The 23373-nt window shown below is 65.4% G+C and carries 23 protein-coding genes and 1 tRNA gene; 11 read left to right on the forward strand and 13 right to left on the reverse strand.

The annotated features are described in order from the left end of the window. Positions 1-10: 10 nt before the first annotated feature. Complete coding sequence (locus ACNHKD_RS12285; protein ID WP_442753773.1) at positions 11-625, reverse strand: arylesterase; 615 nt, start codon at positions 623-625, stop codon at positions 11-13. Positions 626-722: 97 nt separating this feature from the next. On the opposite strand from ACNHKD_RS12285, the gene ACNHKD_RS12290 reads away from it, so the two are divergent. Further along, entirely contained in the window at positions 723-1400 is a 678-nt protein-coding gene (locus ACNHKD_RS12290; RefSeq protein ID WP_442753774.1) for an ABC transporter ATP-binding protein, read from the forward strand. Next, complete coding sequence (locus ACNHKD_RS12295) at positions 1400-3958, forward strand: ABC transporter permease (RefSeq protein WP_442753775.1); 2559 nt, start codon at positions 1400-1402, stop codon at positions 3956-3958. Before ACNHKD_RS12290 ends, ACNHKD_RS12295 begins: the two co-directional genes overlap by 1 nt. Before the next feature lie 3 nt (positions 3959-3961). Here the strand turns inward: ACNHKD_RS12295 and ACNHKD_RS12300 are convergent, their stop codons facing one another. Next, the gene (locus tag ACNHKD_RS12300) at positions 3962-4528 is read right to left on the reverse strand and encodes a Uma2 family endonuclease (RefSeq protein WP_442753776.1); all 567 of its coding nucleotides are present in this window, start codon (positions 4526-4528) and stop codon (positions 3962-3964) included. A gap of 60 nt (positions 4529-4588) precedes the next feature. Beyond that, the gene (locus ACNHKD_RS12305; protein ID WP_442753777.1) at positions 4589-4990 is read right to left on the reverse strand and encodes a copper resistance CopC family protein; all 402 of its coding nucleotides are present in this window, start codon (positions 4988-4990) and stop codon (positions 4589-4591) included. 277 nt (positions 4991-5267) lie between these two features. Here ACNHKD_RS12305 and ACNHKD_RS12310 point away from each other — a divergent pair, with 277 nt between their 5' ends. The 3 genes from ACNHKD_RS12310 to ACNHKD_RS12320 all read left to right on the forward strand — a co-directional run bounded on the left by ACNHKD_RS12310 (position 5268) and on the right by ACNHKD_RS12320 (position 8733). Continuing rightward, entirely contained in the window at positions 5268-6260 is a 993-nt protein-coding gene (locus tag ACNHKD_RS12310; RefSeq protein WP_442753778.1) for a DUF2232 domain-containing protein, read from the forward strand. A gap of 51 nt (positions 6261-6311) precedes the next feature. Beyond that, positions 6312-6875: a 50S ribosomal protein L9 gene (gene rplI, locus ACNHKD_RS12315; protein ID WP_442753779.1), complete on the forward strand. Its 564-nt coding sequence runs from the start codon at positions 6312-6314 to the stop codon at positions 6873-6875. 352 nt (positions 6876-7227) lie between these two features. Continuing rightward, on the forward strand, positions 7228-8733 hold the full coding sequence (locus ACNHKD_RS12320) for a replicative DNA helicase (RefSeq protein WP_442753780.1): 1506 nt from the start codon (positions 7228-7230) through the stop codon (positions 8731-8733). Positions 8734-8952: 219 nt separating this feature from the next. Here the strand turns inward: ACNHKD_RS12320 and ACNHKD_RS12325 are convergent, their stop codons facing one another. The 4 genes from ACNHKD_RS12325 to ACNHKD_RS12340 all read right to left on the reverse strand — a co-directional run bounded on the left by ACNHKD_RS12325 (position 8953) and on the right by ACNHKD_RS12340 (position 11388). Further along, positions 8953-9495, reverse strand: coding sequence for a PRC-barrel domain-containing protein (locus tag ACNHKD_RS12325; protein ID WP_442753781.1), 543 nt, complete (start codon positions 9493-9495; stop codon positions 8953-8955). Between the two features lie 226 nt (positions 9496-9721). Beyond that, a complete protein-coding gene (locus ACNHKD_RS12330) occupies positions 9722-10780 on the reverse strand; it encodes a MaoC family dehydratase (RefSeq protein ID WP_442753782.1) in 1059 nt (352 codons plus the stop codon). 4 nt (positions 10781-10784) lie between these two features. Then, entirely contained in the window at positions 10785-11108 is a 324-nt protein-coding gene (locus ACNHKD_RS12335) for a DUF167 family protein (protein WP_442753783.1), read from the reverse strand. Next, complete coding sequence (locus tag ACNHKD_RS12340) at positions 11101-11388, reverse strand: YggT family protein (RefSeq protein WP_442753784.1); 288 nt, start codon at positions 11386-11388, stop codon at positions 11101-11103. Before ACNHKD_RS12340 ends, ACNHKD_RS12335 begins: the two co-directional genes overlap by 8 nt. 159 nt (positions 11389-11547) lie before the next feature. On the opposite strand from ACNHKD_RS12340, the gene ACNHKD_RS12345 reads away from it, so the two are divergent. Then, positions 11548-11623: transfer RNA gene (locus tag ACNHKD_RS12345), tRNA-Ala, on the forward strand. A 526-nt stretch (positions 11624-12149) separates the two neighbouring features. On the opposite strand, the gene pstS is transcribed toward ACNHKD_RS12345, so the two are convergent. Further along, the gene (gene pstS / locus ACNHKD_RS12350; RefSeq protein ID WP_442753785.1) at positions 12150-13280 is read right to left on the reverse strand and encodes a phosphate ABC transporter substrate-binding protein PstS; all 1131 of its coding nucleotides are present in this window, start codon (positions 13278-13280) and stop codon (positions 12150-12152) included. A gap of 191 nt (positions 13281-13471) precedes the next feature. After that, positions 13472-13741, reverse strand: coding sequence for a hypothetical protein (locus ACNHKD_RS12355; RefSeq protein WP_442753786.1), 270 nt, complete (start codon positions 13739-13741; stop codon positions 13472-13474). A 129-nt stretch (positions 13742-13870) separates the two neighbouring features. On the opposite strand from ACNHKD_RS12355, the gene ACNHKD_RS12360 reads away from it, so the two are divergent. From ACNHKD_RS12360 to ACNHKD_RS12375, 4 genes are all read left to right on the forward strand, one after another. Next, positions 13871-14305 carry a DUF1622 domain-containing protein gene (locus tag ACNHKD_RS12360; RefSeq protein WP_442753787.1) on the forward strand — a complete coding sequence of 145 codons (435 nt, stop codon included), beginning with the start codon at positions 13871-13873 and terminating at the stop codon, positions 14303-14305. 159 nt (positions 14306-14464) lie between these two features. Further along, positions 14465-14989 carry a hypothetical protein gene (locus ACNHKD_RS12365; RefSeq protein ID WP_442753788.1) on the forward strand — a complete coding sequence of 175 codons (525 nt, stop codon included), beginning with the start codon at positions 14465-14467 and terminating at the stop codon, positions 14987-14989. A gap of 445 nt (positions 14990-15434) precedes the next feature. Beyond that, complete coding sequence (locus ACNHKD_RS12370; RefSeq protein ID WP_442753789.1) at positions 15435-18899, forward strand: error-prone DNA polymerase; 3465 nt, start codon at positions 15435-15437, stop codon at positions 18897-18899. A gap of 92 nt (positions 18900-18991) precedes the next feature. Next, on the forward strand, positions 18992-19477 hold the full coding sequence (locus tag ACNHKD_RS12375; protein WP_442753790.1) for an SH3 domain-containing protein: 486 nt from the start codon (positions 18992-18994) through the stop codon (positions 19475-19477). Here the strand turns inward: ACNHKD_RS12375 and ACNHKD_RS12380 are convergent. Continuing rightward, on the reverse strand, positions 19426-19773 hold the full coding sequence (locus ACNHKD_RS12380) for a DUF1648 domain-containing protein (protein ID WP_442753791.1): 348 nt from the start codon (positions 19771-19773) through the stop codon (positions 19426-19428). The genes ACNHKD_RS12375 and ACNHKD_RS12380 overlap by 52 nt on opposite strands. On the opposite strand from ACNHKD_RS12380, the gene ACNHKD_RS12385 reads away from it, so the two are divergent. Next, entirely contained in the window at positions 19772-20653 is an 882-nt protein-coding gene (locus tag ACNHKD_RS12385) for an MBL fold metallo-hydrolase (RefSeq protein ID WP_442753792.1), read from the forward strand. The two genes, ACNHKD_RS12380 and ACNHKD_RS12385, sit on opposite strands and share 2 nt — an antisense overlap. 5 nt (positions 20654-20658) lie before the next feature. Here the strand turns inward: ACNHKD_RS12385 and ACNHKD_RS12390 are convergent, their stop codons facing one another. The 3 genes from ACNHKD_RS12390 to ACNHKD_RS12400 all read right to left on the reverse strand — a co-directional run bounded on the left by ACNHKD_RS12390 (position 20659) and on the right by ACNHKD_RS12400 (position 23360). Next, entirely contained in the window at positions 20659-20991 is a 333-nt protein-coding gene (locus ACNHKD_RS12390; protein WP_442753793.1) for an FtsB family cell division protein, read from the reverse strand. Between the two features lie 116 nt (positions 20992-21107). Continuing rightward, positions 21108-21770 (reverse strand): PopZ family protein, encoded by a 663-nt coding sequence (locus ACNHKD_RS12395; protein WP_442753794.1) that lies wholly within the window; start codon positions 21768-21770, stop codon positions 21108-21110. A 138-nt stretch (positions 21771-21908) separates the two neighbouring features. After that, entirely contained in the window at positions 21909-23360 is a 1452-nt protein-coding gene (locus ACNHKD_RS12400; RefSeq protein WP_442753795.1) for a TolC family outer membrane protein, read from the reverse strand. Positions 23361-23373 lie beyond the last annotated feature (13 nt).

Here is a 23373-nt window from a genome sequence, read left to right on the forward strand (position 1 = left end):
ACGCCGCGCCCTAGTGGGAGCGCGACTCCTTCGTCGCGCCCGTCGACGCGAGAGCCTTTTCCACATAGGGAGCTATTTTATCGGCAATCTTTCGCACGCCCGCGGCGTTGGGATGCACGCCGTCTCCGATCAGGAGCGTGGGGTCGCCCCAAACGCCCTCCATAAAGAAAGGAACCATCGTCACTCCAAATTTGGTGGCGAGGTCGGGATAGATCGAATCGAATTCCTCGCGGTAAGCTTGCCCCCAATTGTTGCTGGAGACCATGGCCGCAAGGACGACATTCACGCCTTTCGACTGAAAAGTTGCGATCATCCTGGCGAGATTGGACCGGGCGTCCTTGGGCGACATCCCGTTGAGCATGTCGTTCGCGCCCAGCTCCAGGATCGCCACCTCCACCGGTCCGGCCGCAAGCGCGTAATCAAGCCGGTCCACGCCCATGGCGGTCGTGTCGCCGGAAACGCCCGCGTTGATGACCTCCACGTCATGCCCCCGCGCTTTCAACAGCTTTTCAAGCTGCACGGGCAGGGTCTCGTCCGCAGGGAGTCCCGGCCCGGCCGTCAGACTGTCGCCATATGCGAGGATGCGCTTCGGCGCCGCCTCTGCGCCGCCGTAAAAGAGGGCCATCGAAACCGCCAGGATTTGAAGCCCGCGCCCGAACAGGCGATATAACGAGCAACTCACAAGCGTCTGATTGGGCGCATCGTTCAAGGAAAGCTTCTCCGTGCAACCGGTCATTCAACTTGCGGACGTCGATCTCACGCTGGGCGAAGGCGCCGCGCGAGTCCATGTCCTCAAGAGCGTCAGCTTGAGCATATCCTCTGGCGAAACCGTTAGTCTCCTCGGTCCCTCGGGCTCGGGCAAGTCGACGCTGCTCATGACCCTCGCCGGACTGGAGCGGCCCGATTTCGGCTCCGTCAAAATCGACGGAAGCGACCTTGGCGCGCTCTCCGAAGACGCGCTGGCGCGGTTCCGTGGAGAAAAAATAGGCGTTGTCTTCCAGTCTTTCCAGCTTATTCCGACGATGACGGCGCTCGAAAACGTCGCCGTGCCGCTGGAGCTTGGCGGGAAACCGGACGCTTTCGACGTCGCGGCGGCGGAGCTCGAGGCGGTGGGCCTCACCGCCCGCCTTTCCCATTACCCCGCCCAGCTCTCGGGCGGCGAGCAACAGCGCGTGGCGCTGGCGCGCGCGCTCGCGCCGGACCCGCTGATCCTCGCCGCCGACGAGCCGACCGGCAATCTCGACTCGGAGACGGGCGCCGCCGTCATCGATCTCATTTTCGCCCAGCAGAAGCGTCGCGGCGCGACTTTGGTGCTCGTCACCCACGATCCCGGTCTCGCCGCGAAGTGCGGGCGCCGGGTGCGGCTGCGGTCGGGGCGGATCGAGGCGGATGAAAGCTGATGCGCCCCGCCCGTTTCAACCGCCTGCCCTTCGGCCTGCGTTTCGCGCTGCGCGACCTCCTCGGAGATCCGCGCGGCTTCGGCGTCTTCATCGCCTGCATCGTCATCGGCGTCGCGGCGATTTCCGGCGTTTCGGGCCTGTCTCGCTCGCTGGCGGAAGGCCTCGCCCGCGAGGGACGCACGATCCTCGGCGGCGACGCCTCCTTCAGCCTCGTGGCGCGGGAATTTTCGTCCAAGCAGCGCGCCTTCTTCGAGACGCGGGGGCGCCTCTCCGAAATCTCGCTGATGCGCGCCATGGCGCGGCGCGACGACGGCGAAGCGGCGATGGTGGAGATCAAGGCCGTTGAACCCGCGACCTACCCCGCCTTCGGCGCCGCGACGCTCGACCCCGCCCTTTCCCTCGCCGAGGCGCTTTCGGAGAAGGGCGGCGTCGCAGGGGTCGCCGTCGATCCCATCCTGCTCGCGCGGCTCGGCGCCAGACTCGGAGACACGCTGCTCATCGGCAATGCGCGCGTGCAGTTGCGCGCCAGGCTCATGAGCGAGCCCGACAAGCTCGCCGGCGGCGTCGCCTTCGGCCCGCGCGTGATGATGACCCGCGCGGCGCTGCGGGCCACAGGCCTCGTCACGCCGGGCACGGTCGTGCGCAACGCCATTCGGATCACGCTCAAGGCGGACGGCGAGGACGAAGACGTGAAGGCCTTCGTGAAGGCCGCCGACGAGGCCTTTCCGCAGGCGGGCTGGGAGGCGCGCACGCGCGACGCCGTCTCTCCGCAATTTTCGCGCAATCTCGACCGCTTTGCGCAATTGCTCACCCTCGTCGCGCTCACCGCGCTCGTCGCGGGCGGGGCTGGCGTCGCCAACGCCGTGCAGGGTTTCGTTGAGCGCAAGCGCGCGCAATTCGCGGTGCTGAAAGCCCTCGGCGCCACAGGATCGCGGGTCTTTGCGATCGCGCTCGCGCAAGTCATGGCCGCGGCGTCTTTCGCCATACTGCTCGGGCTCGCCGTCGGCGCGCTCATCCCCTGGGCCGCGGCGGGCGTTCTGCGCGAAGCGGCCGAACTCCCCGTTTCCGCCGCGCTCGACGCGCGCGGCTCGCTCTTCGGCGCGCTCTACGGTTTGCTCGTCACGCTCATTTTCGCGCTCGTCCCGCTGGGACGCGCGCATGAAGTCCCGGTCGCGGCGCTTCTGCGCGACGATACGCGCAGCGTCAAGCTCACCCGCTACCGCGCCGCCGCCTGGATCGCGACTCTCGTCCTCGCGGCGCTGGTGATGGCGTCGTCCTCCGATCTCAAGCTCGGCGCCGCCTATGTCGGCGCTGCGACCGTCGCCTTCGGCGCGTTGCGCGCGGCGGCCTGGGTCACCATGCGCGCCGCGCGCGCCCTGCCCCGTCCGCGCGACGCGCGGCTGCGGCTTGCGCTCGCCAATATCTGGCGGCCCAAAAGCCTCACCCCCGCGCTGGTCGTCTCCATCGGCCTCACACAAACCTTGCTCATCGCGCTCGCGCTGGTCGAAGGGTCGATCCACAACGAGCTTTCGCGCGCCGACGCCGGGGAAATCCCAAGTTTCTTTTTCATCGACACGCCCAAGTCGCAGGCGCAGGCCTTCAACGCCTTCCTTGTCGAAAACGCCCCTGGCGCGCGGATCGAGCATGTGCCGATGATGCGCGGCCGCATGATCGCGGTGAAAGGCGTTCCGGTCGGAAAGGTGTCCATTGCCGACGACCAGAAATGGGCTTTTGAAGGAGACCGCGGAATAACTTTCTCGGCCACGCTCCCCGCCAATTCCGGGCTTGCGGAGGGCCGATGGTGGCCGGCCGATTATGACGGCCCGCCGCTCGTCTCGCTCGAACAGAAAGTCGCCGAAGGGATCGGCGTCGCTGTTGGCGACGAGATCAAGGTCAATGTGCTCGGCCGCGAGTTGACGGCGAAAGTCGCCAACCTGCGCAAGGTCGACTGGCGCAGCTATGCGATCAATTTCATCATGGTCTTCTCGCCCAACGTCTTCCGCGGCGCGCCCTATACGGAATTGTTCACCGTCGCCTACGGCGCGCCGACCGCCGAGGCGCGCGACGCCATGGACGCCCGCCTCTCCCGTGAGACCGCGAAGCGATTTCCGATGGTCGTCTCCGTGCGCGTCAAGGAGGCGCTCGCCGCAGTCGACAAGATCGCGGGCCAGCTCGCGCTCGCCGCCCGCGCCGCGTCCGGCCTCGCCATCGTCACCGCCATCCTTGCGCTCGCAAGCGCTGTGGCGAGCGGCCAGCGCGCGAGGTTGCATGACGCGGTCGTGCTCAAGACGCTGGGGGCGACGCGCCGCTGGCTTGCGATTGCCTATGGGTTGGAATTCGGGCTCGCCGGCGTCGTCGCCTCTCTCATCGCCCTGGCCGCCGGCGCCGGGGCGGCCTATGCGATGGTCGCTCTGGTAATGAAGATCGACTTCGCCTTTCCCTTGCAGACCGTGGCGGCGACGACGCTCGCGACGTTGCTCCTTACGATCGGCCTCGGGCTCGCAGGCACATGGCGCGTGCTATCCCGGCGGCCGGGACCCGAGTTACGGGAATTGTAAGGCTCAGGCGTCCGCCAGACGAAATTTGAACCCAGGGACGGCGGCGCAGGCGAGAATCTCCTGCGATCCCTTTCGCGTCAAGCTGGCCCAGCCGCGTTCGCTCGGGCCCGTATGAATGAACGCTACGCGCTCATTGGCGTCGACAACCCAGTATTCCCGCACGCCATGGCGCGCATAGATTTTCGCCTTGAGGTCGAGGTCGTAGGCAAGGCTCGACGCCGCGACTTCGATGGCCAGAAGAACATCCGGGCCGCGAACCTCCTGCGTTTCCAGGCTCCTGGAATAGACTGAAAGATCTGGCTCGACGAACGTGCTCGGAGACAGAAAAAGAGAACTCTCAAACCCGATCCTTAAATTCGAGGGACACGCCTTCGAAAGAGCCATGCCAAGTTCGGACTTCATGCGCTCGTGCGCGGAATATTTCGGCCTCATGGGGACAATTTCCCCCTCGATCAGCTCGAAATTCTCTTCTTCGGAAATGATGCCGGCGTCCTGCATAGCGATAATCTCGTCGACCGTGAAGGCGCGGCGATCATAGCCCTCGGCGGCTTTGGTCGTTGCAGAAGGCATGGGCGGCTCCTTGCTTGAAATATTAGCACGGCGGCCGCCCTTGCGCGAGGATTCGGCCCCTCAGCTTTCCGCGTTCTGTCGGTCGAGGGCGTTCGCCGTTTGGTTGAGCCCCTTCACCTCGAAATCCACCTTCCCCTCGACAATGTCGCCATCCGCCGACAACACTCGATAGCAGACGCGATAAGTCCCTGGCTGCAACGCCGGCGCCGGCATCGTCATTTGGCGGGAGGCGGCCTCCTGAGTCGTCTCCGCCACGATGGCGCCGCGCGCGTCGACGAGCTTCACCGTGGAGAACAGCGCATCGGCCTTGCCGGAGAAGGTGAGCTTAATGTGTGCGAGCGGGTGCATGACCTCCTGTTTCTTCGCGGGAACGGAATCGACGAGAAAAACATGCGCTTGAGCCGGGGCGTGGGCCGCCGCCAGTCCAAGCGCGAAAAGGGCGCATTTCAGCAGCAGTTTCATGGCGTTTCTCCTGCATGGCCGCTGCGCTCGGCCGCGGCCGCTTCGTAAGTCAAACGCGGGATGAACGCCGTACGTTCGCGGCCCAGTTTTGAATATTTCTAAGACGCCATGGCGGCCAATGCAGCCAAGGCGGCCAGGGCGATGCGGCGCCTCGCCCTTGCCCTTCCGCCCGCGGCGGATTAAAAGCCGAACGCGCCGCCGGCCGAGAGGTCGTTTCGGCGCTTTTCGGCTTGACCGCGCGCCATTGCGGATGAGCCGCGACCAACCGGAAGCGACTGTGCCGGACAAAAGCGTCTTCTCGCCGCAGAATATCGGCGTTTCGATCCTCGGCGGCTTCGCCGCCGCGGCGATCGCCGCTGTCGTGGCGCGCGGCGGCCTGGGCGGGCTGCTCTTCGCGCATCTCGCGCCGCTGCCGCTCGCAATTGTGGCGCTTGGCTTCGGCGTGGTGCATGGCGCGACCGCCGCGATCGTCGCGACGCTGCTGCTTTCTTTTCTCGCTCATCCGGCGGTCGGCATGGGCTACGCCCTGCTCCTGGCTCTCCCGGCCTGGCTCGCCGCCTACGCCGCCTCGGGCGCGCCGCGCGACCGCCGCGACCTCATCCGGTCGAACGTCTCGAGCTGGGCCTGCCTCGCCGCCGCCGCCGCGCTGGCTCTCGCCGTCATTCTCTGGCTGATCGTCGCCACTTTCAGCTACGGCTCGCTCGACGAGGCCCTGAACCCCATCCGCGCCCGTGCTTTCCTGATTCTCGACGCCATGCATCGGAACAAGGAGTTGCCCGAGGCGATGAACCCGACGGAATTGTCCGGGCAGGTCGCGCGAGCCGTCCCGGCCTTCCTCGCGGGCTACGCCCTCATTATCCACATCGCCAATCTCTGGTTGGGCGCCTTTATCGCCCGCGCCTCGGGGCTGCTCGCCCGCCCGTGGCCCGATATCGCCATGGACTACCGCCTGCCGCGCGCGGCGGCCGGCGTGTTCGCCTCCGGCCTTGCGCTCAGCATCTTCGCCGGACCGTCCGGCGCGATCGGCTTCGTGATCGTCTCGACCTTTGGCGCGCTGCTGATGCTTCAGGGCCTCGCGGTCGTCCATGTCTTCGTGCGAGGCTCGAAATCGAGCGCGCTCGTGCTCTCCATTCTCTATTTCATGCTCGGCTTCCTTGGGTGGCCGATCGTGCCTCTCGCCGTGCTCGGCGGCGCCGACACAATCTTCAACTATCGCGACCGCAAGGCCGCGGCGCCTCCCCAGCCGCAAAAACCGGCGGAATCGGATTGACTTCTGCAGGAATTTCCTGACAAAGGCGCCAACTCTCGGAGAATAAGAAAAATGGAAGTCATTCTGCTCGAACGCGTGGCCAAGCTCGGCCAGATGGGCGAAACGGTCAAGGTTCGCGACGGCTACGCCCGCAATTTCCTTCTTGCCCGCGGTAAGGCGCTGCGCGCGACGGAAACGAACAAGAAGCACTTCGAGACCCAGCGCGCCCAGATCGAGGCCCGTAATCTCGAGGCCAAGAAGGAGGCTGAAGCCGTCGCCGAGAAGCTTGACGGCCAGACCTTCGTCATCATCCGCCAGGCGGGCGAGAGCGGCCATTTGTACGGCTCGGTCGCCACGCGCGACATCGCCGACGCGGCGACGGCCGGCGGCTTCTCGCTGAACCGCAACCAGATTGTTCTGACCCATCCGATCAAGGCGCTGGGCCTGCACGCCGTGCCGGTGCATCTGCATCCCGAGGTCGACGTCAAGATCACGGTCAACGTCGCCCGTTCGGAAGAGGAAGCCGAACGTCAGGCGCGCGGCGAGTCGGTGCTCGCCCGCGAAGAGACCTCGATGGACGATCTCGGCCTCGAGGTCGGCGCCGCGCTGGCCGAGGCCGGCGACGTCGAACTCTGAGAGCGCTCGCGCCTCTCTGGATTTTCGGCCCGGCGGTCGCAAGATCGCCGGATTTTTGCCGCCGCGCCCTTGGGCGTGATGTCGCTTCAGCCGTAATCGCGAGCTGGCGGCGAAGCAATCCGGAGCCGCACTACGGCTTCGCCGGCTGAGTGATTCGGCAACAGGCAAGCGCCCTGCGCAAGCGCCAGTTGACGTTGTGAATAAGACTCGCAACTGCGGTTCCGGAAACCTTCCCTTAAGAGTCAAGGCTGGCGCCCTGCCGGCCTTCATGCGAAGGTTGGCGCATATCCGGACGGCTTCCGCGTCGCGTGTTTTGAAAGCCCCCGCGTTTCATTCGCAATAACGAGACCCGATGCCTCCAATCGAACAGTTGGCGGGCCGGCGCGCCTTTCAGGTCGCGCAGCCCGAGACGCCCGCCTATCGGACGCCCCCGCACAATATCGAGGCCGAACAGGCGCTGCTGGGCGCCATTCTCGTCAATAACGACGCTTTCGACCGCGTCTCCGACTTCCTCAAGCCGGAGTATTTCTCCGAAGATCTGCATCGCCGCATTTTTGAGACCGCGAGCCAGCTCATCCGCGCGGGCAAGCTCGCAACCGTGGTCACGCTCAAAACCTTTCTTGCGGACATCGAGCTGCCGGCGGGCGTGACGATCCAGGCCTATCTCGCGCGTCTCGCCGCCGAGGCGACGACGATCATCAACGCCGAGGATTACGGCCGCATCGTCCACGACCTCGCGGTCCGGCGCGATCTCATCAATATCGGCGAGGGCATCGTCAACACGGCCTACGACTCGCCGGTCGACGCCAGCCCCCGCGCGCAGATCGAGGAGGCCGAGCGCAAACTCTACTCGATTGCGGAGACGGGTCGTTACGAGGGCGGCTTCCAGAAATTCTCGGACGCGCTCACCGTCGCCATCGACATGGCGTCCAGCGCATACATGCGCGACGGCCATCTTTCCGGCATTGCGACGGGACTCATTGATCTCGACGAGAAAATGGGCGGCCTGCAGAAGTCCGATCTCGTCATCCTCGCGGGTCGCCCCGGCATGGGCAAGACGGCGCTGGCGACCAACATCGCCTTCAACATCGCCAAGGCCTATCAGTACGAAGTCGAACCCGACGGCTCGCATAAGACGATCAATGGCGGCATCGTAGGCTTCTTCTCGCTCGAAATGTCCGCCGAGCAGTTGGCGACCCGCGTCATCGCCGAACAATCCGGCGTGCCGAGCTACAAGATCCGTCGCGGCGATCTAGGCCAGGACGATTTCGAGCGCATCGTGCAGGCCTCGCGCGAGATGCAGAGCATCCCGTTCTACATCGACCAGAGCGGCGGCATCTCCATCGCGCAGCTCACCGCGCGCGCGCGTCGGTTGAAGCGCCAGCGCGGTCTCGATCTTCTCGTCGTCGACTATTTGCAATTGCTCGCGGGCTCCCGGTCGCGCGGCGACAATCGCGTGCAGGAGCTCACCGAGATCACCACGGGCCTCAAGGCGCTGGCGAAGGAATTGAACGTGCCCGTCATCGCGCTTTCGCAGCTCTCGCGTCAGGTCGAGGCGCGCGACGACAAGCGGCCGCAGCTCTCGGACCTGCGCGAATCCGGCTCCATCGAGCAGGACGCCGACGTGGTGCTCTTCGTCTATCGCGAGGAATATTATCTAAAGAACAAGGAGCCGCGCGAAGGCACCGAGGAACACATCAACTGGCAGGCCGAGATGGAGCGCGCGCATGGCCGCGCCGAAGCGATCATCGGCAAGCAGCGCCATGGTCCGACCGGCACGGTCCCGCTCGCCTTCGAAGCGGAGGTGACGCGCTTCTCCAATCTCGCGGACGAGGACAAGCTGCCGGCCCCGCGGTGACGCTGAACGTCCATGATCGCCATGGCGCCGCTTTACTGCGAGCTGACAACAACCAGCGCTAACGCCCTTCATGCTTCGAGACGCCTGCTTTGCAGGCTCCTCAGCATGAGGGGCTTCTTTTTTCAGCGCTAAACGCCAAGACCTCCTGAGGAGAGGCCGCCCCCCAGGAGGTTTGTCAACCAAGCCTCGCCGCTTGCGGCGAGGCTTCCTTTTTGGCGGTTAATCCCGCGCCGCCACGGTCCAAGCCTGTTTCGAGCGGTCGAAGCGGAACCCCGGCGCCGAGCGGAGCTGATCCTTGTTGGCGTTCATCGTCAGCCACCAGCGATTCTCGCGCTGCGACGGCTGCACGGCGTCGAAAGCCACGGCCACGTCCTTCTCGCCCATGCCAAGGAAGCCGCCGACGGAGACGATCACCGCCTGCACCTTGCCCTCGCGGTCGAGCAGCATGTCCTTGATCTCGCCGATCTTGTTGTCCTGCGGATCATAGACGTTCTGATCGTACCAGTTGGAGACGGCGGTCGCGTGCTGCGGCAGCGTCGTCATCATCTGCGCCGTGGCGCCGGCCATGCCGCCGGTCGACTCGCGCGGGCTCAGCGTCTGCGCGCCCGACCTGCCGCCCATCGCGCCCGTCCCGCGCTCCGAGCCCGTTCCCATGGTGGACCCGGCCGGCCCGCCGGAAGTCCCTCCGCCGGTCGCCTGCGCATACACGACGCCCGCTCCTGCCGTGGCCAGCGCAGCCGCGAACACAATCGCTTTCAACATGTCTGTTACTCCGTCGTCGCAAGCGCGCTTTCCGAGCGCGCGGGATCACGCGCCCGTTCGGAAAATCGCGCTTTTCGAGGCTTGAGTGCGTACGTGAACCAGACCTGCTTCACGTCCCCATACAACAGACGGCCCGGGGCGTTGTTCCTACCTTGGCGGGTGGCGAAGCGACCGAGTCGGCGCCTCGGCTCTGGATTGCGTCGCTTGGCTCGCAATGACAGCGGCGTTAACGCGGCAACGCCGCCCAGTAATCGAGGTCGAGCAGCACCGCCGGGTCCGGCTTGCCGTCGGCTCCGGTAAGCGGGAATTCGGCGCAGGGCTTGTCCTTCGTCGCGACGAGGCGCAGGCGAAGCGCGCCGATGTCGCTGCGGCCAGGGATCTCGGCCTTATCCAGCACTTCCGACCACGCGAAGATGGTGCCGCCGGAGAAGAGCGGATTGACGTGCCTGCCGCCATTCACAGCCGAGATGTGGAAGACGTTTTCGAGGCCGTTGAAGGACAGCGCGCGCGCCATGGAGATCACATGGCCGCCATAGATGATGCGCTTTCCGAAGCGGCCCTGCGACTCGTAATACTGGTTGAAATGCACCTTTGAATTGTTCTGGTAGAGACGCGTGGCGAGCATGTGCTCGGCCTCCTCCACCGTCATGCCGTCGATATGGTCGATCTTCTCGCCCACCTCGTAATCGCCCCAGAAGAAGGGCGAGCCTGCGAGCGCCTTGTCATAGGCGGCGACATTGAGTTTCGGCACGGCCTGGCCCAGCTCCGACGGCGACACGGCCTTTGGCAGATCCGGCACGACGGCGGGGCCGACAGGCGCGTCCTTGTCGCGCTTTTTCACCATCACCCAGCGGGCGTAGGAGAGGATCGTCTCGCTGCGCTGGTTCCTGCCGGTCGTGCGCACATAGACGACGCCAGTCTCCTTGTTGGAGTTCTCCTTGAGGCCGATGACTTCCGAGACCGCGTCGAGCGTGTCGCCCGGATAGACGGGAACGAGGAACTTGAAATCCGCATAGCCGAGATTGGCGATGGCGTTCAGCGACACGTCCGGGACGGTCTTGCCGAGCACGAGATGAAACACGAGCATGTCGTCGATCGGCGCTTCCCTGTAGCCGATGGCCTGGGCGAAGGCCTTGGAGGACTGCACGGCGAAGCGCGGCAGGTAGAGCGCGGTGTAGAGCGCGACCTCGCCGACGGTGACGGTGCGCGGCGCGGCGTGGCGCAGCAACTGGCCGATCTGGAAATCCTCGAAGAAATTGCCGACGTTGATTTTCGACTTGCTCATTTCTTTAGCCGTTGTTGGGCGCCAGCCTGACCAGCGCGTCGATGGTGGTCGCGGGGTCGCCCGCGATGAAAAGCTTCTTCACGCGGCTCGTCTCGCCGGAGCGAATCGTCACCGACTTTTTCGGCGCGGCGAGCGCTTTTGCGATCAATTCGATCAGCGCGGCGTTGGCGCGGCCGTCTTCGGGCGCGGCGCGCACCCGCGCCTTCAGCACCGTCTTGCCGTCGGCCATGGTCTCCACGCCGTCAATGGCGTCGCGCCCGCCCTTGGGCGTAAGGCGAAGCCAGAGCGTGACGCCGTCAATCCCGGCAGACCAGGGCGTCTCAGCCATAGACGAGGGTGCGGGAGATAATGTCGCGCAGAAACTGCAGGCCCAGCAGCAGAATCAGCGGCGAAATGTCGAGGCCGCCGACGGCGGGCAGGATCGAGCGGATCGGACGCAGCAGCGGCTCGGTCAGCGCGTCCACCGCGCGCCAGATCGTCTGCGCGGCTCGTGAGCGCGTGTTGAGCACGTCGAAGGCGACGAGCCACGACAGGATGACCGACACGATCACCACCCACCAGTAAAGGTCGATGACGGTGAGGAGCAGATTCACAACCGCGTAAGACATGTTTTCATCCCGCAAATGAAGGGCCGCGGCCTCTGTAGCCTCCCCGCCCCCGCGCGGCAACCTCTCGCGAAGCCGCAGGCTTGACGACGAATTTTTGCAACCGGGGACAAAGGGCGATTGACAGGGAAAGGTCCGACGTTTATCCACCCGCCTCGGAACGGGGCTGTAGCTCAGATGGGAGAGCGCTGCAATCGCACTGCAGAGGTCCGGGGTTCGAATCCCCGCAGCTCCACCAAGGCGAGCAAGCGCTTAGCCAAGCTCCTTTCATGCTAGGGCGCGCTCGAAGATCCTCCTCATCGCGATGCGCGCGAAGCCTCGTCGCATTGGCGCGGCCTATCCGCACTTCCCGCAACAGCGTTCCAACAAGCCCGACGGCTGCACCATCTCGCCTGTCGGCTTGCATGTCCCGACCGACAGGATAACGGCGGAGAAAACGAAAACGCCTAAAAGAAAATAGTTTCTGTCGCTCATCTTTAGAGCCTCGATGATTTGGAATTTCCGGGATAGCACGCAAAATCTCGCCTCCGCCCTTTAATGGTTCCTTGCTCGAATGCGAGAAACGCGCGGCGTCGGGCGGCCACGCGAAGAGGGGGTGAAGCATTCTCGCCGCAAGCGCGTCGAATTGCGGGAAATCTTGTTTGCAATGAAGGGTTGAACCGCGCGGCGCTCAGCGCTCGCGAAGCGAGCCCGCGCCGCCAGCCGCCAAATGCAAGCGTCGGAAGCGTCTCGCGCTTTCCAACGCCCGACGCGCGCGGACTGTCTCAGGGGCGCGCGACGCCGACGGGTTTCTTGGCGGAGACAGGGTTTGTCGCCGTGGCGAGGTCGCCCTCCGCGCCCTCGCTTGGAAAAATCCGTGCGACGACCGCCTTGCCCCGATAGGCGACCGGCGCCGGCAAGGGGACGTAGCCCATGTCGAGCGCGATTCTTTGCCCCTCGCCGAGGATGTAATCGACGAAGGCGTTCACGAGCCGCAGCTTGTCGCCCGGGTAATCCCAGCGGAGAATCAACCAGCTATATGAGACGATGGGATAGGCCCCCGCCCCCGACGGATCGAGGATCGAGGCCTTCAAGTCCTGAAGCCCGAGATAAGTGGAATGATTGATGGCCGCCGCGCCCGCCTCCGGCGAGGGCGAGACATATGCGCCGTCCCTGTTCTCGACTGTCGCGACCGCGAGCCCGATTCGCTTGGCGTAGCCATATTCGACATAGCCGATCGCGCCCTCCTGGCGCTTGATCTGCGCGGCGACGCCTTCATTGCCTTTCGCCAGCGTCACGAAGTCGGGCCAGTTCGGCTTCTTGCCGACGCCGGCCCCGCCTTCCGCCCAGGAGGGGCTGATCGCGGCGAGATGGCTTGTGAAGGCGAAAGTCGTCCCGCTGGAATCGAGACGGGCGGCGACGGCTATGTCTTGCCGCGGCAGATGCGCGCCCGGATTGGCGGCCGCTATGCGCGGATCGTCCCAGCGCCGAATTTTGCCGAGGAAGATGTCGGCGTAAACGCTGCGCGGCAGCTTCAGCCGCGGACCGGCTCCCGGCAGATTATAGGCAATCGCGATCATGCCGGCCGTGACCGGGAATTGCGCGCCGAGGGTGGCGGCGCGTTCGTCGCCTGTCGCGGGCGCGGCGACGTCGCTTGCGGCGAAGTCCAGTTCGCCCTCGGTAAAGCGCGCGATCCCTTCGCCCGAACCGACCGGCTCGTAATTGATCGACGCGTCCGAATGGCCTTTCTGGAAGCGCTCGATCCAGGCTTTGTAGAGCGGCGCGGGGAAAGTGGCGCCCGCGCCGCGCAACTCGACGGCGTCGGCCGGCGCGGCCCTGAAGGTGAATGTCAAAGACAGCATTGCGCAAACGATGAGGCTTGCGCCCTTTCCTGCGCGGATTTTCAAAACCGCCATGTCGCTGTCCCGGGAACGCCCTGCCCGTCTTCGCAAAAACCCGTTAACGGGATGCAAGCGGACCGTTCGAAAATCTATGCGGGACCGTCATGAAGCTATTGCGACACGCCGCCGCTTCTCCATAGCGGGCGGTGAAATGGAAAGGCCCCGCATGACGGCAGGTCACGCAGGGTCGTTTCGCGCAGAAGGGGCTATTTGCCCATAACCACCGCCATCGCGTCCTTGATGTCCTCGACCGTGACGAAGCCTTTGGCTCCCTTGTCGATCTTGGCGAAGTTCGCGGAGACGCGGGGCATGCCGGCCTTCGCTTCCTCGGGGGTGAGCTTGCCGTCGCCGTCCTTGTCGGCGGCGGCGAATTTGGATTCCATCGCGGCGATCTGCGCGGCCGACTGAGCTTGCGCGGCCGTGACGGCGAACGTCGCGGCGGCGACCATGGCGGCCCCGATCAATCGTTTCATCATCCCTTCGTCCCCTCCCGGCGCGCCCTAGCGTAAGGCAAGGCTATCGCGCTCTTTGCTTTTTTTGCGGGCGCAGTCTTGCCTAAACGCAGGCTTGCGTCAAAGGGAGCAATTGCCCCAAATGAGGATGCGATGGATCTGACGGAACCGCATTGGCCCGCTCGCGCCGATCTCAACATCCGGTTGCAGCAAGTCTCCTCCATGATCGAGGCCGCGGGCGTCGCCGTCATTGTCGCCGCGGTCGTCGTCGCGACGCTCGCCTTTCTCCATGGCGGCCTGCGGACGGGCGACTGGCAGCTCGCATTGCGCCGCTATCGCGCCAATCTCGGACGCGGAATTCTCCTCGGTCTGGAACTGCTCGTCGCAGCCGACATCATCGGGACGGTGGCGGTCACGCCGTCGCTGGAGAGCCTCGCCGCGCTCGGCCTGATCGTCCTGATTCGCACCTTTTTGAGCTTCTCGCTCGAAGTCGAGATCGAAGGCCGATGGCCCTGGCGGCGTCAGGAAGCCGAAAGCGCCGGGTCGAAACAATCCGGGCGCGGCTGTAAACAGCAAGGATTTCCTTGACTGAACGCGCTTTGCGGCGGCGCGGCGGGAGGCGACAAATTCAACATTCTCGCGATCGGCGTCGTCTCAGAATTGCTACGATCCGACAATACCCGTATTTGGATGCAGGCTTAACACGCCTAGGCACGAGCATAGCAATTTTGTGGAGGAACGCATCGGATGGCGCGTGTTTTATCGACCATTGTGACGGCTCTCGTCGCGGGCGCGATCGGCTTCGGCCTTGGCGTCTATGCGGCGCCGAGCGAAGGCGTCGCCTCCCTGAGGGCGGCGATCCAGAAATTGATGGCGCCGAAGACGGAAGCGCCGGCCCCGGCCCCTGAGCCTTCGGCCGAGCCCGCCGCCGAGCCGGAAGCGCCGAAGGAGCCCGACTCCGCCGCCGCCCCGCCGCCGGCCGAGTCGGCCCCCGCCGAAACGCCCGCCGTCAGCGAAGCGCCTGCGGCGCCTCCGCCGGCTGAACCCGCGCCCGCCGCAGCCGAGGCTCCCGTCGCCCCGCCGGCCGCGGAGCCTGCGGCTCCGCTCCCGGGCGCGCCGCCCGCAGCCGAAGCCGCTCCGCCCGCGCCGGAAGCCGCAGCGGCCGCCGCGAAACCGAAGCCCAAACCGAAGCCGAAGTCCAAGCCGAAGCCGAAGGCCAAGGCGGCGGCTCCGGAGGCCGGCGCCCCGGCGGAAGAGCCGGCGGCTCAATAAAACCGCATTCTGCGATCGACGCCCGAAATCACGCTGCGTTTAGGCAGAACGGCCTAGGCGTGGCGTGATTCGATTTCCAAGGGTCGATTCTGAAGGTTTAGAGCGCGCTCCATCGGGAAACCGGCTCCTACTCCATCACTTTTCGCTGCGCGCTTTCGCGCCGGCCGGTTTGTCTTTTGCTTAATGAGACTGCCTTTTTGGGCCTCGCCTCGCCGGCGCTGCGGCGGGCCCGCCGCCATCTGCCTAAATTCCAAGCAGGCGCTCTGCATTTGTTCTCATCTGCTTTTTCAAAGTTCTGTTATTGTTCATAATTCTCACATGCACAACCGGAGGCCGGTTTTGTCGATTTTCGATCCCTGCCTGCTGTATGGCTAAGCTTGCCCGGCGGCCGGGCGAGGGATAGAACAATAAGAGAACAAACAACCCTGCTTCCGCGCGCCGACCCATGCCAGCGCCCCGCTACGCCGAACTTGCGGCGACGACGAACTTCTCTTTCCTGCGTGGCGCGTCTCACCCGGAAGAGATGGCCGCGACGGCCGTGGCGCTCGGCCATTGCGGCGTCGGGATCGCCGACCGCAATTCGCTCGCGGGCGTGGTCCGCGCCTTTTCCTATCTGCGCGCGCACAAAGAGAGCGTCGGCGACTTTCGCCTCGCTGTGGGCGCGCGGCTCGCCTTTCGAGACGGGACCCCGGACATTCTCTGCTATCCGAAGGACCGTCCCGCCTATGGGCGCCTGTGCCGTCTGCTCACGCGCGGCAATATGCGAACGCAGAAAGGCGATTGCGCGCTTTTTCTGGCCGATCTCCTCGACTTCGCCGAAGGCCAGCATCTCATCCTGATGGAGAACGGCGCGCCGCCCCCTGCCCTTCTCGAAGCGGCGCAGGGCCGCGTCTGGCTCGCCGCGACCGCCCTTTACGGCCCGCGTCCGCGCGCGCGCCTTCTCGGCCGCATTGAACTCTCGCAAAAGCTCGGGCTTCCGCTCGTCGCGGCGAACGACGCGCATATGCATGTCCCCGAGCGACGCCCGCTCGCCGACGCGCTGACCTGCATCCGCGAAAAGACGACGCTGGAGGAAGCCGGTTTCCTGCTCGCCGCCAATGCCGAGCGTCATCTGAAAAGCGCGGAGGAAATGACGCGCCTTTTTCGCGATGCGCCGCAGGCGGTCGAGGAAAGCGCGCACTTTATTGAAGCGATCGATTTTCGCCTCACCGATCTGGCTTACGACTATCCGAGCGAATTGCGCGAAGGCTTTGCGAGCGAACAGGAGGCGCTCGAAGCGCTTTCTCGCGAAGGCGCGAAAACGCGCTATCCGCAAGGCGTTCCCGAACATGTCTCCGCGCTGCTCGAGCGCGAGCTGGCGCTTGTCGCGGAGCTGAAATACGCGGCCTATTTTCTCACCGTGCATGACATTGTGCGCTTTGCGCGCGACAATGGGATTCTCGCGCAGGGGCGCGGCTCGGCGGCGAATTCCGTCATCTGCTTTTGCCTCGGCGTCACGGAAGTCGATCCGACGAAGCATGATCTCCTCTTCGAGCGCTTCGTCTCCACCGAGCGCAACGAGCCGCCCGACATCGACGTCGATTTCGAGCATGAGCGGCGCGAGGAGGTGATCCAATATATCTACCGGCGCTTCGGCCGCGAGCGCGCCGGCATCGCGGCGGCCGTCATCACCTATCGCGGCAAGAGCGCCATTCGCGAAATCGGCAAGGTTTTCGGCCTCTCCGGCGACCTCGTCGGCCGCCTGTCGTCGGCCGCCTTCGGGCGCGGCAGCGAGCGCGGAACGCGCATGCAGGACATTGCGAGGCTCGGCCTCGACGTCTTGGAGCCGCGTTTCGCCAAGGCGCTGGCGCTCGCCGAGGAGATCGAAGGCTTCCCGCGCCACCTCACGCAGCACTCCGGCGGCTTCGTCATTTCGCGCGACAGGCTGGACGAGGTCGTTCCCATCCTCCCCACGGCGATGGAGGGCCGCACCGCCATCGAATGGGACAAGGACGATCTCGACGCGCTCCGATTGCTGAAGATCGACGTGCTCGCGCTCGGCATGCTCACCTGTCTGCGCAGGGGTCTCGATCTTCTGGCGCAGCATTACGGGATCGCGCATCGCCTCTCGACGCTTCCCGTCGAAGACGAGCGCGTCTACGCCATGATCTCGCGCGCCGACACGATCGGCGTCTTCCAGATCGAGAGCCGCGCGCAAATGTCCATGCTGCCGCGGCTGAGGCCCCAATGCTTCTATGATCTCGTCATCGAGGTCGCGATCGTGCGGCCCGGCCCCATACAGGGCGACATGGTGCATCCCTATTTGCGCCGCCGCATGAAAAAGGAGCCGGTCTCCTATCCGTCGAAGGAGCTGGAGGAAGTGCTCGCCAAGACCCATGGGGTGCCGCTCTTTCAGGAGCAGGCCATGCGCATCGCCATTGTCGCGGCCGGCTTCACGCCGTCCGAGGCCGATCAGTTGCGCCGCGCCATGGCGACCTTCAAGCGCGCGGGCCTCATTGGCGGCTTTCGCGACAAGATGATCACGGGCATGACGCGCAAAGGCTATACGCGCGACTTCGCCGAGCGCTGCTTCAGCCAGATCGAGGGCTTCGGCGCCTATGGCTTCCCGGAAAGCCACGCCGCCTCCTTCGCGCTGCTTGTCTACGCCTCCGCCTGGCTCAAATGCCGCTACCCCGACATCTTCGCCTGTGCGCTTCTGAACGCGCAGCCCATGGGCTTCTACGCGCCCGCGCAGATCGTGCGCGACGCCAGGGAGCATGGAATCGAGGTGCGGGAGGTCGACATCAACGCGTCGGATTGGGACTGCACGCTGGAGCCCCACCCGTCGCGCTCCGCGCGCCACCCTCCCCGTATAGGGGAGGGAGGGAAGCCGCTCCCCGCCTCTCAATCGTCATCGCCGGAGCCGGACCTGCGAATGACGGGCGTGAGCGAATCCCTCCCCTTTACGGGGAGGGTGGCCCCGAGAAGCGGGGTCGGGTGGGGCAAGGCCCAGCCAGAATGTGGCGGCGAGGACCCCACCCGGCAGTCTACGACTGCCGACCTCCCCGTAAAGGAGAGGTATTGGGCGCCAGCCTTGCCTGCTCGCCATTCGCCCAATACCCCGTCCCTCCACCCCCGCCACGCCGATATGGAAGGCGATATCCTCGGAAACCACGCCCTCCGCCTCGGTTTCCGCCAGATCAGGGGCGTCATGGAGGAGGACATGCGCCGGCTCGTCGCGCGGCGCGGCAAGGGCTATGATTCGGTGCGCGACGTCTGGCTCCGGGCCGAGCTCTCGTCCGCGACGCTCACGCGCCTCGCGGAGGCCGACGCCTTCGCCTCCCTCGGCCTCTCGCGCCGAGACGCGCTCTGGGCGGCGGCGGGGCTCAATCGCGCGGGCGACAAGGACGACCTGCCGCTGCTGCGGGAGCTGTCCTTCGCGCCGCTGGAGCCCGACGCCCATCTGCCGCCCATGCCGCCCGGCGAGGAGATCGTGGAGGACTACCGCTTCCTTTCCCTCTCGCTCAAAGGGCACCCCGTCGCCTTCCTGCGACATAGGCTGGACGACCGGCGCGCTCTGCCCTGCGAGGCGCTGTCGCGCTTTCCCGACGGCGACAGGCGGCGCGTGACGGTCGGGGGGATCGTGCTGCTGCGGCAGCGGCCCGGGACGGCCAAGGGCGTGGTGTTCATGACGATCGAGGACGAAACCGGACAGGCCAACATCATCGTCTGGCCGAAGCTCCTCGAGCGCCAGCGCGCCGAGATCATTGGCGCGCGATATGTCGCAGTCGCCGGCCGCCTGCAAAAGGAGGCCGGCGTCATCCACGTCGTCGCCGAGCGCATCGACGATTTATCCGGGGATTTGCGTCTCCTGGAGACGACGCGGATCTCCAAGGGAGACGCGATGCCCAAAGCGCGCAACTTCCATTGACCGCGCTCCATGCGGGAACGAACTGGCCGTGCAAATCGTTATCAAACGGCGACTTAGCCAAAACCATAAGAGATTTTCCAAGGGAGTATGGAATGAAATCTGCCCTCCTCCGTTTCGCCGCTCTTTCCACCGCGGTCACGGCCGGCGCAGCTCTGGCGGCGCCGGTGACGAGCCCCGCCAATGTGCGCTCCGGTCCCAGCGCCAAATGGCCCGTCATCGCCGTCATTCCCGCTGGAGCCGACGTGCGGGTCCTGAATTGCGGCGGCGGGTGGAAGCGAGACTGGTGCCGGGTCGCCTACGGCCAGACGAAGGGTTATGTCGCCGCCGGCGTGCTCGCGCCGTCGGGCGCCAACAATGTCGTCGTCGCCCCGGTCGTGACGACGGAACTCGCGAATATCTACAAAGGCCCCGGTGTGAATTACCCGGTCGTCGCCGTGGCGCCGGGCGGCGCCACGGTCAACAAGGGCGGCTGCGTTCCAGGCTGGCAGACCCACTGGTGCCAAGTTAATTACAACGGCAAGGTCGGCTACATGATGGAAAATCTGCTGGAGCGCGAGGGTTCCCTCTTCCCGATGTAAGCTGGACTCGAAAGCTGCGGATGAGGGCGACCAGCATCGCCCCATCCGCGACGAGGCAGGCCGGCCCAGTCATTGGGCGCGCCCGCGGCGTCGAAATGAGTCGCGATACGCGCCGGCAGGCGCGGTGGAAAAAACGCCGCCTCCGTCGCCAGGACGGCTGCAAGGGCCAGAAAGGCGACCATCGGCGGGAGACGCGCGGGCGCGCGAGCCTCCTCGAACCAGCTCAATCTTAGCCGGCTGCTTTGAAACGGCAGGCGGAAACGCCTATTTTCGGCGAGTCGCGGAGGAAGCAGCATGCACGCGCCGAACGAGCAGATTGCGGAGCGCGTCACGCCGCTTATCCGCCGCGTGATCGCGCCCAATCCCGGGGCCTTCACGTATAAAGGCACCTGCAGCTATGTCGTCGGAGCGGGAAAGGTCGCGATCATTGATCCCGGCCCCGACAATCCCCGGCATGTCGGCGCCCTTCTCCGGGCGATAGAGGGTGAAAAACTCGTCTGCATCCTCGTTACCCATACGCATCGCGATCATTCGCCCGCCGCGCGCGCGCTGAAGAAAGCGACCGGCGCAAAAATCATGGGCTGCGCGCGCTATGCGCCGCGCACGGACATTCGCGTCGCGGAGCCGGGCCTCGACGCCTCCCACGATATGGCCCATGCGCCGGACGTCGTTATGAGAGAAGGCGATCGCGTCGAACTCGGGAGCGCGACGATCGAAGCGCTCGAAACGCCGGGCCACACGCAAAACCATCTCTGCTTCGCGCTGCTCGAAGAGAAGGCGCTTTTTACCGGGGACCACATTATGGGTTGGTCGACGACGGTGGTTGCGCCGCCGGACGGCTCCATGATCGACTACATGGCCTCGATTGAACGGCTAAGGCGGCGTCACGATGAAATCTATTGGCCCGGTCATGGCGATCCGGTGCGCGACCCGTCCCGCTACCTGCGCGCTCTGGCGCATCACCGCCGCACGCGCGAGGCGGCGATCCTCCAGCGCCTCGAAGCGGGCGACGACACCATCGCCGCCATGGTCGCGCGCATCTATGAGAATGTCGACAGGCGGCTGCATGGCGCCGCGGCGCTGAACGTCCTCGCGCATCTCGAAGATCTCGTCGCACGCGAGCTGGTGGCCAGCGACAGGCCGCTGAGCCTGACGGGTCGGTATTCGCTTAAGTGAAAATCTCAGCGCCCCTCGCCCTGCTGCGGCAGCAGGATCACCACGTCGTTCTTGTGAACGCGGCCGAGGCTCTTGCGGGTCTGCTCCTCAAGGATGTCGGCGTCGACATTCTCGCCCTTGATCAGCGCGATCCGGCTTTCCCACTGCATCCGCTGAAATTTGAGCATGTCGCGCTCCAGGCGGAGCTGCGCGAGCTTCTGCTCATACTCCTCGCCTGTCTTGAGTCCGCGCTGGCCGTTGACGCCGTGCCAAACGAAATAGGCGGCGACCGTCCCGGCGACGCAGTAGAGCGTCACGGGAAGGATCAGCGACCGAAGGAACACGCCGAGTCTGTGCATGTTCGAAAGCTAGCGCCGACTTCTATAGCTAGCGTTAACGAGCCGTCAAAACGCCCCGGTAGAGAGAAGATATATGCAGAAGCGGCCGGACCTCGGCCGGCGCTCGGCGAAAGCGCTCAGCGGCGCCCGCCCCGCGCGACCCGCTCAATCTCGGCGCGCACGAGACGCTCCACGATGACGGGCAGATTGTCGTCGAGCCACTGCTTGAGCATGGGCCGCAGCATCTCCTGCGCGTATTTCTGCAGAAGGCCGCTGTCATTGATGAACATGCTCGCGGCGAGCGCCTGGAAATGAGAGGCGATGGAAGACGCCGCTTCCGCCGAAACCAGCGGGGCGCCGTCGAGCGCCTCGTAAGAGTCGACCGGCGCTTCATGGGCCGCGACGAGGGCTTCGGTAAGCTCCGGCTCGTCGTCATATTCCTCTTCCTCGGCCGCCGCATCCGCCTCTTCCACGACCGGATCTGGCGCGACGCGGCTGAGGCGGAGCTGGCGGATGTCGGCGACGGTCGCGGGCTGCGGGCGCGCCTCCGCGACCGGCTCGGGACCCGGCTCCAACGCCGGCGCCGGATAGGCGCTCTGAACGGCGGGCGCGGCGTCGAAAGCGGCCGCCTCTTCCTCGCGCCGGCGGCGCTCTTCCCGCTCCCGGCGAGCGCCCGGCAGCGAATCGTCGTCGGCGATGATGCGCCGGATCGAAGCGAGAATTTCCTCCATCGACGGCTCGTGCGCGCGCATCTCATCCTGGATGGAGGGCGAAGGGGCGGTCGCGTTAGCTGCGCTCATGGAGTGCTTTCTGCAAATAGTTAACGAAGTGTTGCGGTGCGTTGGTCCGTCATCTCTGACTGGCCCGCTCCCGCGAATCAACACGACGACATTTGAATTCCACACCTTTCGGAGCGCGCTGTCACCGCCCGATGCGCATTATCGACCGTCGGGCGTGTCCGTCCCGAACCATTTCGTCTTCACCTGCTCATAGTGAATCGACGGATCGTAAAGCGCGACGTTGAGGTTCAGCTCTTCCGCCGACAGGCGTCCGATGGCGCCGAGCGCGGCGTAGGACGCCACCACCCGGTCGCGCTGCGAGACCACGAGATTGACGCGCGCATTGAGCAAGGCCTGCTGGGCGTTGAGCACGTCGAGCGTCGTGCGCTGGCCGACCTTGGCCTCCTCGCGCACGCCGGCGAGCGCCGTCTCCGCCGCCTTCACGGCCGCCTGCCCCGAGATGATCGACGCTTTGGCCGTCTCCAGCAGGCCGTAACTCGACACGACGCTGGCGCGCACGCTGTCGCGCTGCAAATCGGCGTTGAGCCGCGCCTGGGCCAACTGCTCCTTCGCCTGGCGGATGGACGCGTATTCGGCGCCGCCCTGATAGAGCGGGATGTTCAATTGGCCGTTCGCGGCGGCGGAGAATTGGCGCGTGCCCGGAATGCCGAGAAACGAATCATATTGATTGGAGACCTGGGCGTTGACCGACAATGTGGGCGACAGCGCGCTTTCGGCGACCTTCACCGCCAATTCGGCGGCGTCCACCTGATGCAGAGCCGACACGACGCCGGGATGCTCCGCGATTGCGACCGAAATCGCCTCGTTCAGGGATCTGGGCAGATGCGTTTCGAGCGAGCGCCCCGGATCGAGATGATTCGGCTCGACTCCGATGATCTGACGATAACTGGCGACGCTGTTCTTGAGCTGCGCCTGCGCGGCGTAAAGCTCGGATTTCGCCTGCGCTAGGGAGGCCTCGGCCTGCGCGACGTCGGTGCGCGTCACCTCGCCCACCTGAAAGCGGTCGCGCGTCTGCTTGAGCTGCTGTTCGAGGACGGCGATGTTGTTCTTGCGCAGATTCATCACCGCCGTGTCGCGCAGCACGTTCATGTAGGCGGTGGCGCCGTTCTGCAAAATCGCCTGCTCGGTCAGGCGCATGGTCGCGCGCGCCGCGAACACGTTCGACTCGGCCTGCTTCACCGAATTTTCGGTGCGGCCCCCGTCGAAAACGTTTTGAGAAAGGTTGAACGTCGCGCCTCTGGGGTATCCCGTATATTCTTCCAGCGTATAGGTGCGCTTGCCCGTCACCTGGTCGCGGCCGGCGGGAAAGCGCAGATTGGCGTATTGGGGCCCTGCCGACGCCTGAATGCTGGCTTTCGGGCGCATGCCCGAGAGCGCCTTCGGCGTCTCCTCGTCCCGCACGCGGACCGCCGCGCGGCTTTGATTGAGGTCGGGATTGCCCGCATAGGCCCGCGCCAGGGCGGACGTTATCGATTCGGCCCGAGCCGCGCCGACGGAAGCGGAAGCCAACGCCGTGGCCGCGATCAGGCTCCGAAGAAAGGTCGACAATCCCGCCGCCGAACGCAGCCGCTCAGACGCCGCCCAGTCCATTCACACGATCCTC

It is taken from the genome of Methylocystis sp. JAN1 (assembly GCF_052186135.1).
In the GTDB taxonomy this organism is placed as follows: Bacteria; Pseudomonadota; Alphaproteobacteria; order Rhizobiales; family Beijerinckiaceae; genus Methylocystis.

What these genes read in the sequence shown, in the direction of transcription:
- ACNHKD_RS12285 (WP_442753773.1), bottom strand. Translation starts at nt 625, where the DNA reads ATGGCCCTCTTTTACGGCGGCGCAGAGGCGGCGCCGAAGCGCATCCTC.
- ACNHKD_RS12295 (WP_442753775.1), top strand. Translation starts at nt 1,400, where the DNA reads ATGCGCCCCGCCCGTTTCAACCGCCTGCCCTTCGGCCTGCGTTTCGCG.
- ACNHKD_RS12300 (WP_442753776.1), bottom strand. Translation starts at nt 4,528, where the DNA reads ATGCCTTCTGCAACGACCAAAGCCGCCGAGGGCTATGATCGCCGCGCC.
- ACNHKD_RS12305 (WP_442753777.1), bottom strand. Translation starts at nt 4,990, where the DNA reads ATGAAACTGCTGCTGAAATGCGCCCTTTTCGCGCTTGGACTGGCGGCG.
- rplI (WP_442753779.1), top strand. Translation starts at nt 6,312, where the DNA reads ATGGAAGTCATTCTGCTCGAACGCGTGGCCAAGCTCGGCCAGATGGGC.
- ACNHKD_RS12320 (WP_442753780.1), top strand. Translation starts at nt 7,228, where the DNA reads ATGCCTCCAATCGAACAGTTGGCGGGCCGGCGCGCCTTTCAGGTCGCG.
- ACNHKD_RS12325 (WP_442753781.1), bottom strand. Translation starts at nt 9,495, where the DNA reads ATGTTGAAAGCGATTGTGTTCGCGGCTGCGCTGGCCACGGCAGGAGCG.
- ACNHKD_RS12330 (WP_442753782.1), bottom strand. Translation starts at nt 10,780, where the DNA reads ATGAGCAAGTCGAAAATCAACGTCGGCAATTTCTTCGAGGATTTCCAG.
- ACNHKD_RS12335 (WP_442753783.1), bottom strand. Translation starts at nt 11,108, where the DNA reads ATGGCTGAGACGCCCTGGTCTGCCGGGATTGACGGCGTCACGCTCTGG.
- ACNHKD_RS12340 (WP_442753784.1), bottom strand. Translation starts at nt 11,388, where the DNA reads ATGTCTTACGCGGTTGTGAATCTGCTCCTCACCGTCATCGACCTTTAC.
- pstS (WP_442753785.1), bottom strand. Translation starts at nt 13,280, where the DNA reads ATGGCGGTTTTGAAAATCCGCGCAGGAAAGGGCGCAAGCCTCATCGTT.
- ACNHKD_RS12355 (WP_442753786.1), bottom strand. Translation starts at nt 13,741, where the DNA reads ATGATGAAACGATTGATCGGGGCCGCCATGGTCGCCGCCGCGACGTTC.
- ACNHKD_RS12360 (WP_442753787.1), top strand. Translation starts at nt 13,871, where the DNA reads ATGGATCTGACGGAACCGCATTGGCCCGCTCGCGCCGATCTCAACATC.
- ACNHKD_RS12365 (WP_442753788.1), top strand. Translation starts at nt 14,465, where the DNA reads ATGGCGCGTGTTTTATCGACCATTGTGACGGCTCTCGTCGCGGGCGCG.
- ACNHKD_RS12370 (WP_442753789.1), top strand. Translation starts at nt 15,435, where the DNA reads ATGCCAGCGCCCCGCTACGCCGAACTTGCGGCGACGACGAACTTCTCT.
- ACNHKD_RS12375 (WP_442753790.1), top strand. Translation starts at nt 18,992, where the DNA reads ATGAAATCTGCCCTCCTCCGTTTCGCCGCTCTTTCCACCGCGGTCACG.
- ACNHKD_RS12385 (WP_442753792.1), top strand. Translation starts at nt 19,772, where the DNA reads ATGCACGCGCCGAACGAGCAGATTGCGGAGCGCGTCACGCCGCTTATC.
- ACNHKD_RS12380 (WP_442753791.1), bottom strand. Translation starts at nt 19,773, where the DNA reads ATGCTGCTTCCTCCGCGACTCGCCGAAAATAGGCGTTTCCGCCTGCCG.
- ACNHKD_RS12390 (WP_442753793.1), bottom strand. Translation starts at nt 20,991, where the DNA reads ATGCACAGACTCGGCGTGTTCCTTCGGTCGCTGATCCTTCCCGTGACG.
- ACNHKD_RS12395 (WP_442753794.1), bottom strand. Translation starts at nt 21,770, where the DNA reads ATGAGCGCAGCTAACGCGACCGCCCCTTCGCCCTCCATCCAGGATGAG.
- ACNHKD_RS12400 (WP_442753795.1), bottom strand. Translation starts at nt 23,360, where the DNA reads ATGGACTGGGCGGCGTCTGAGCGGCTGCGTTCGGCGGCGGGATTGTCG.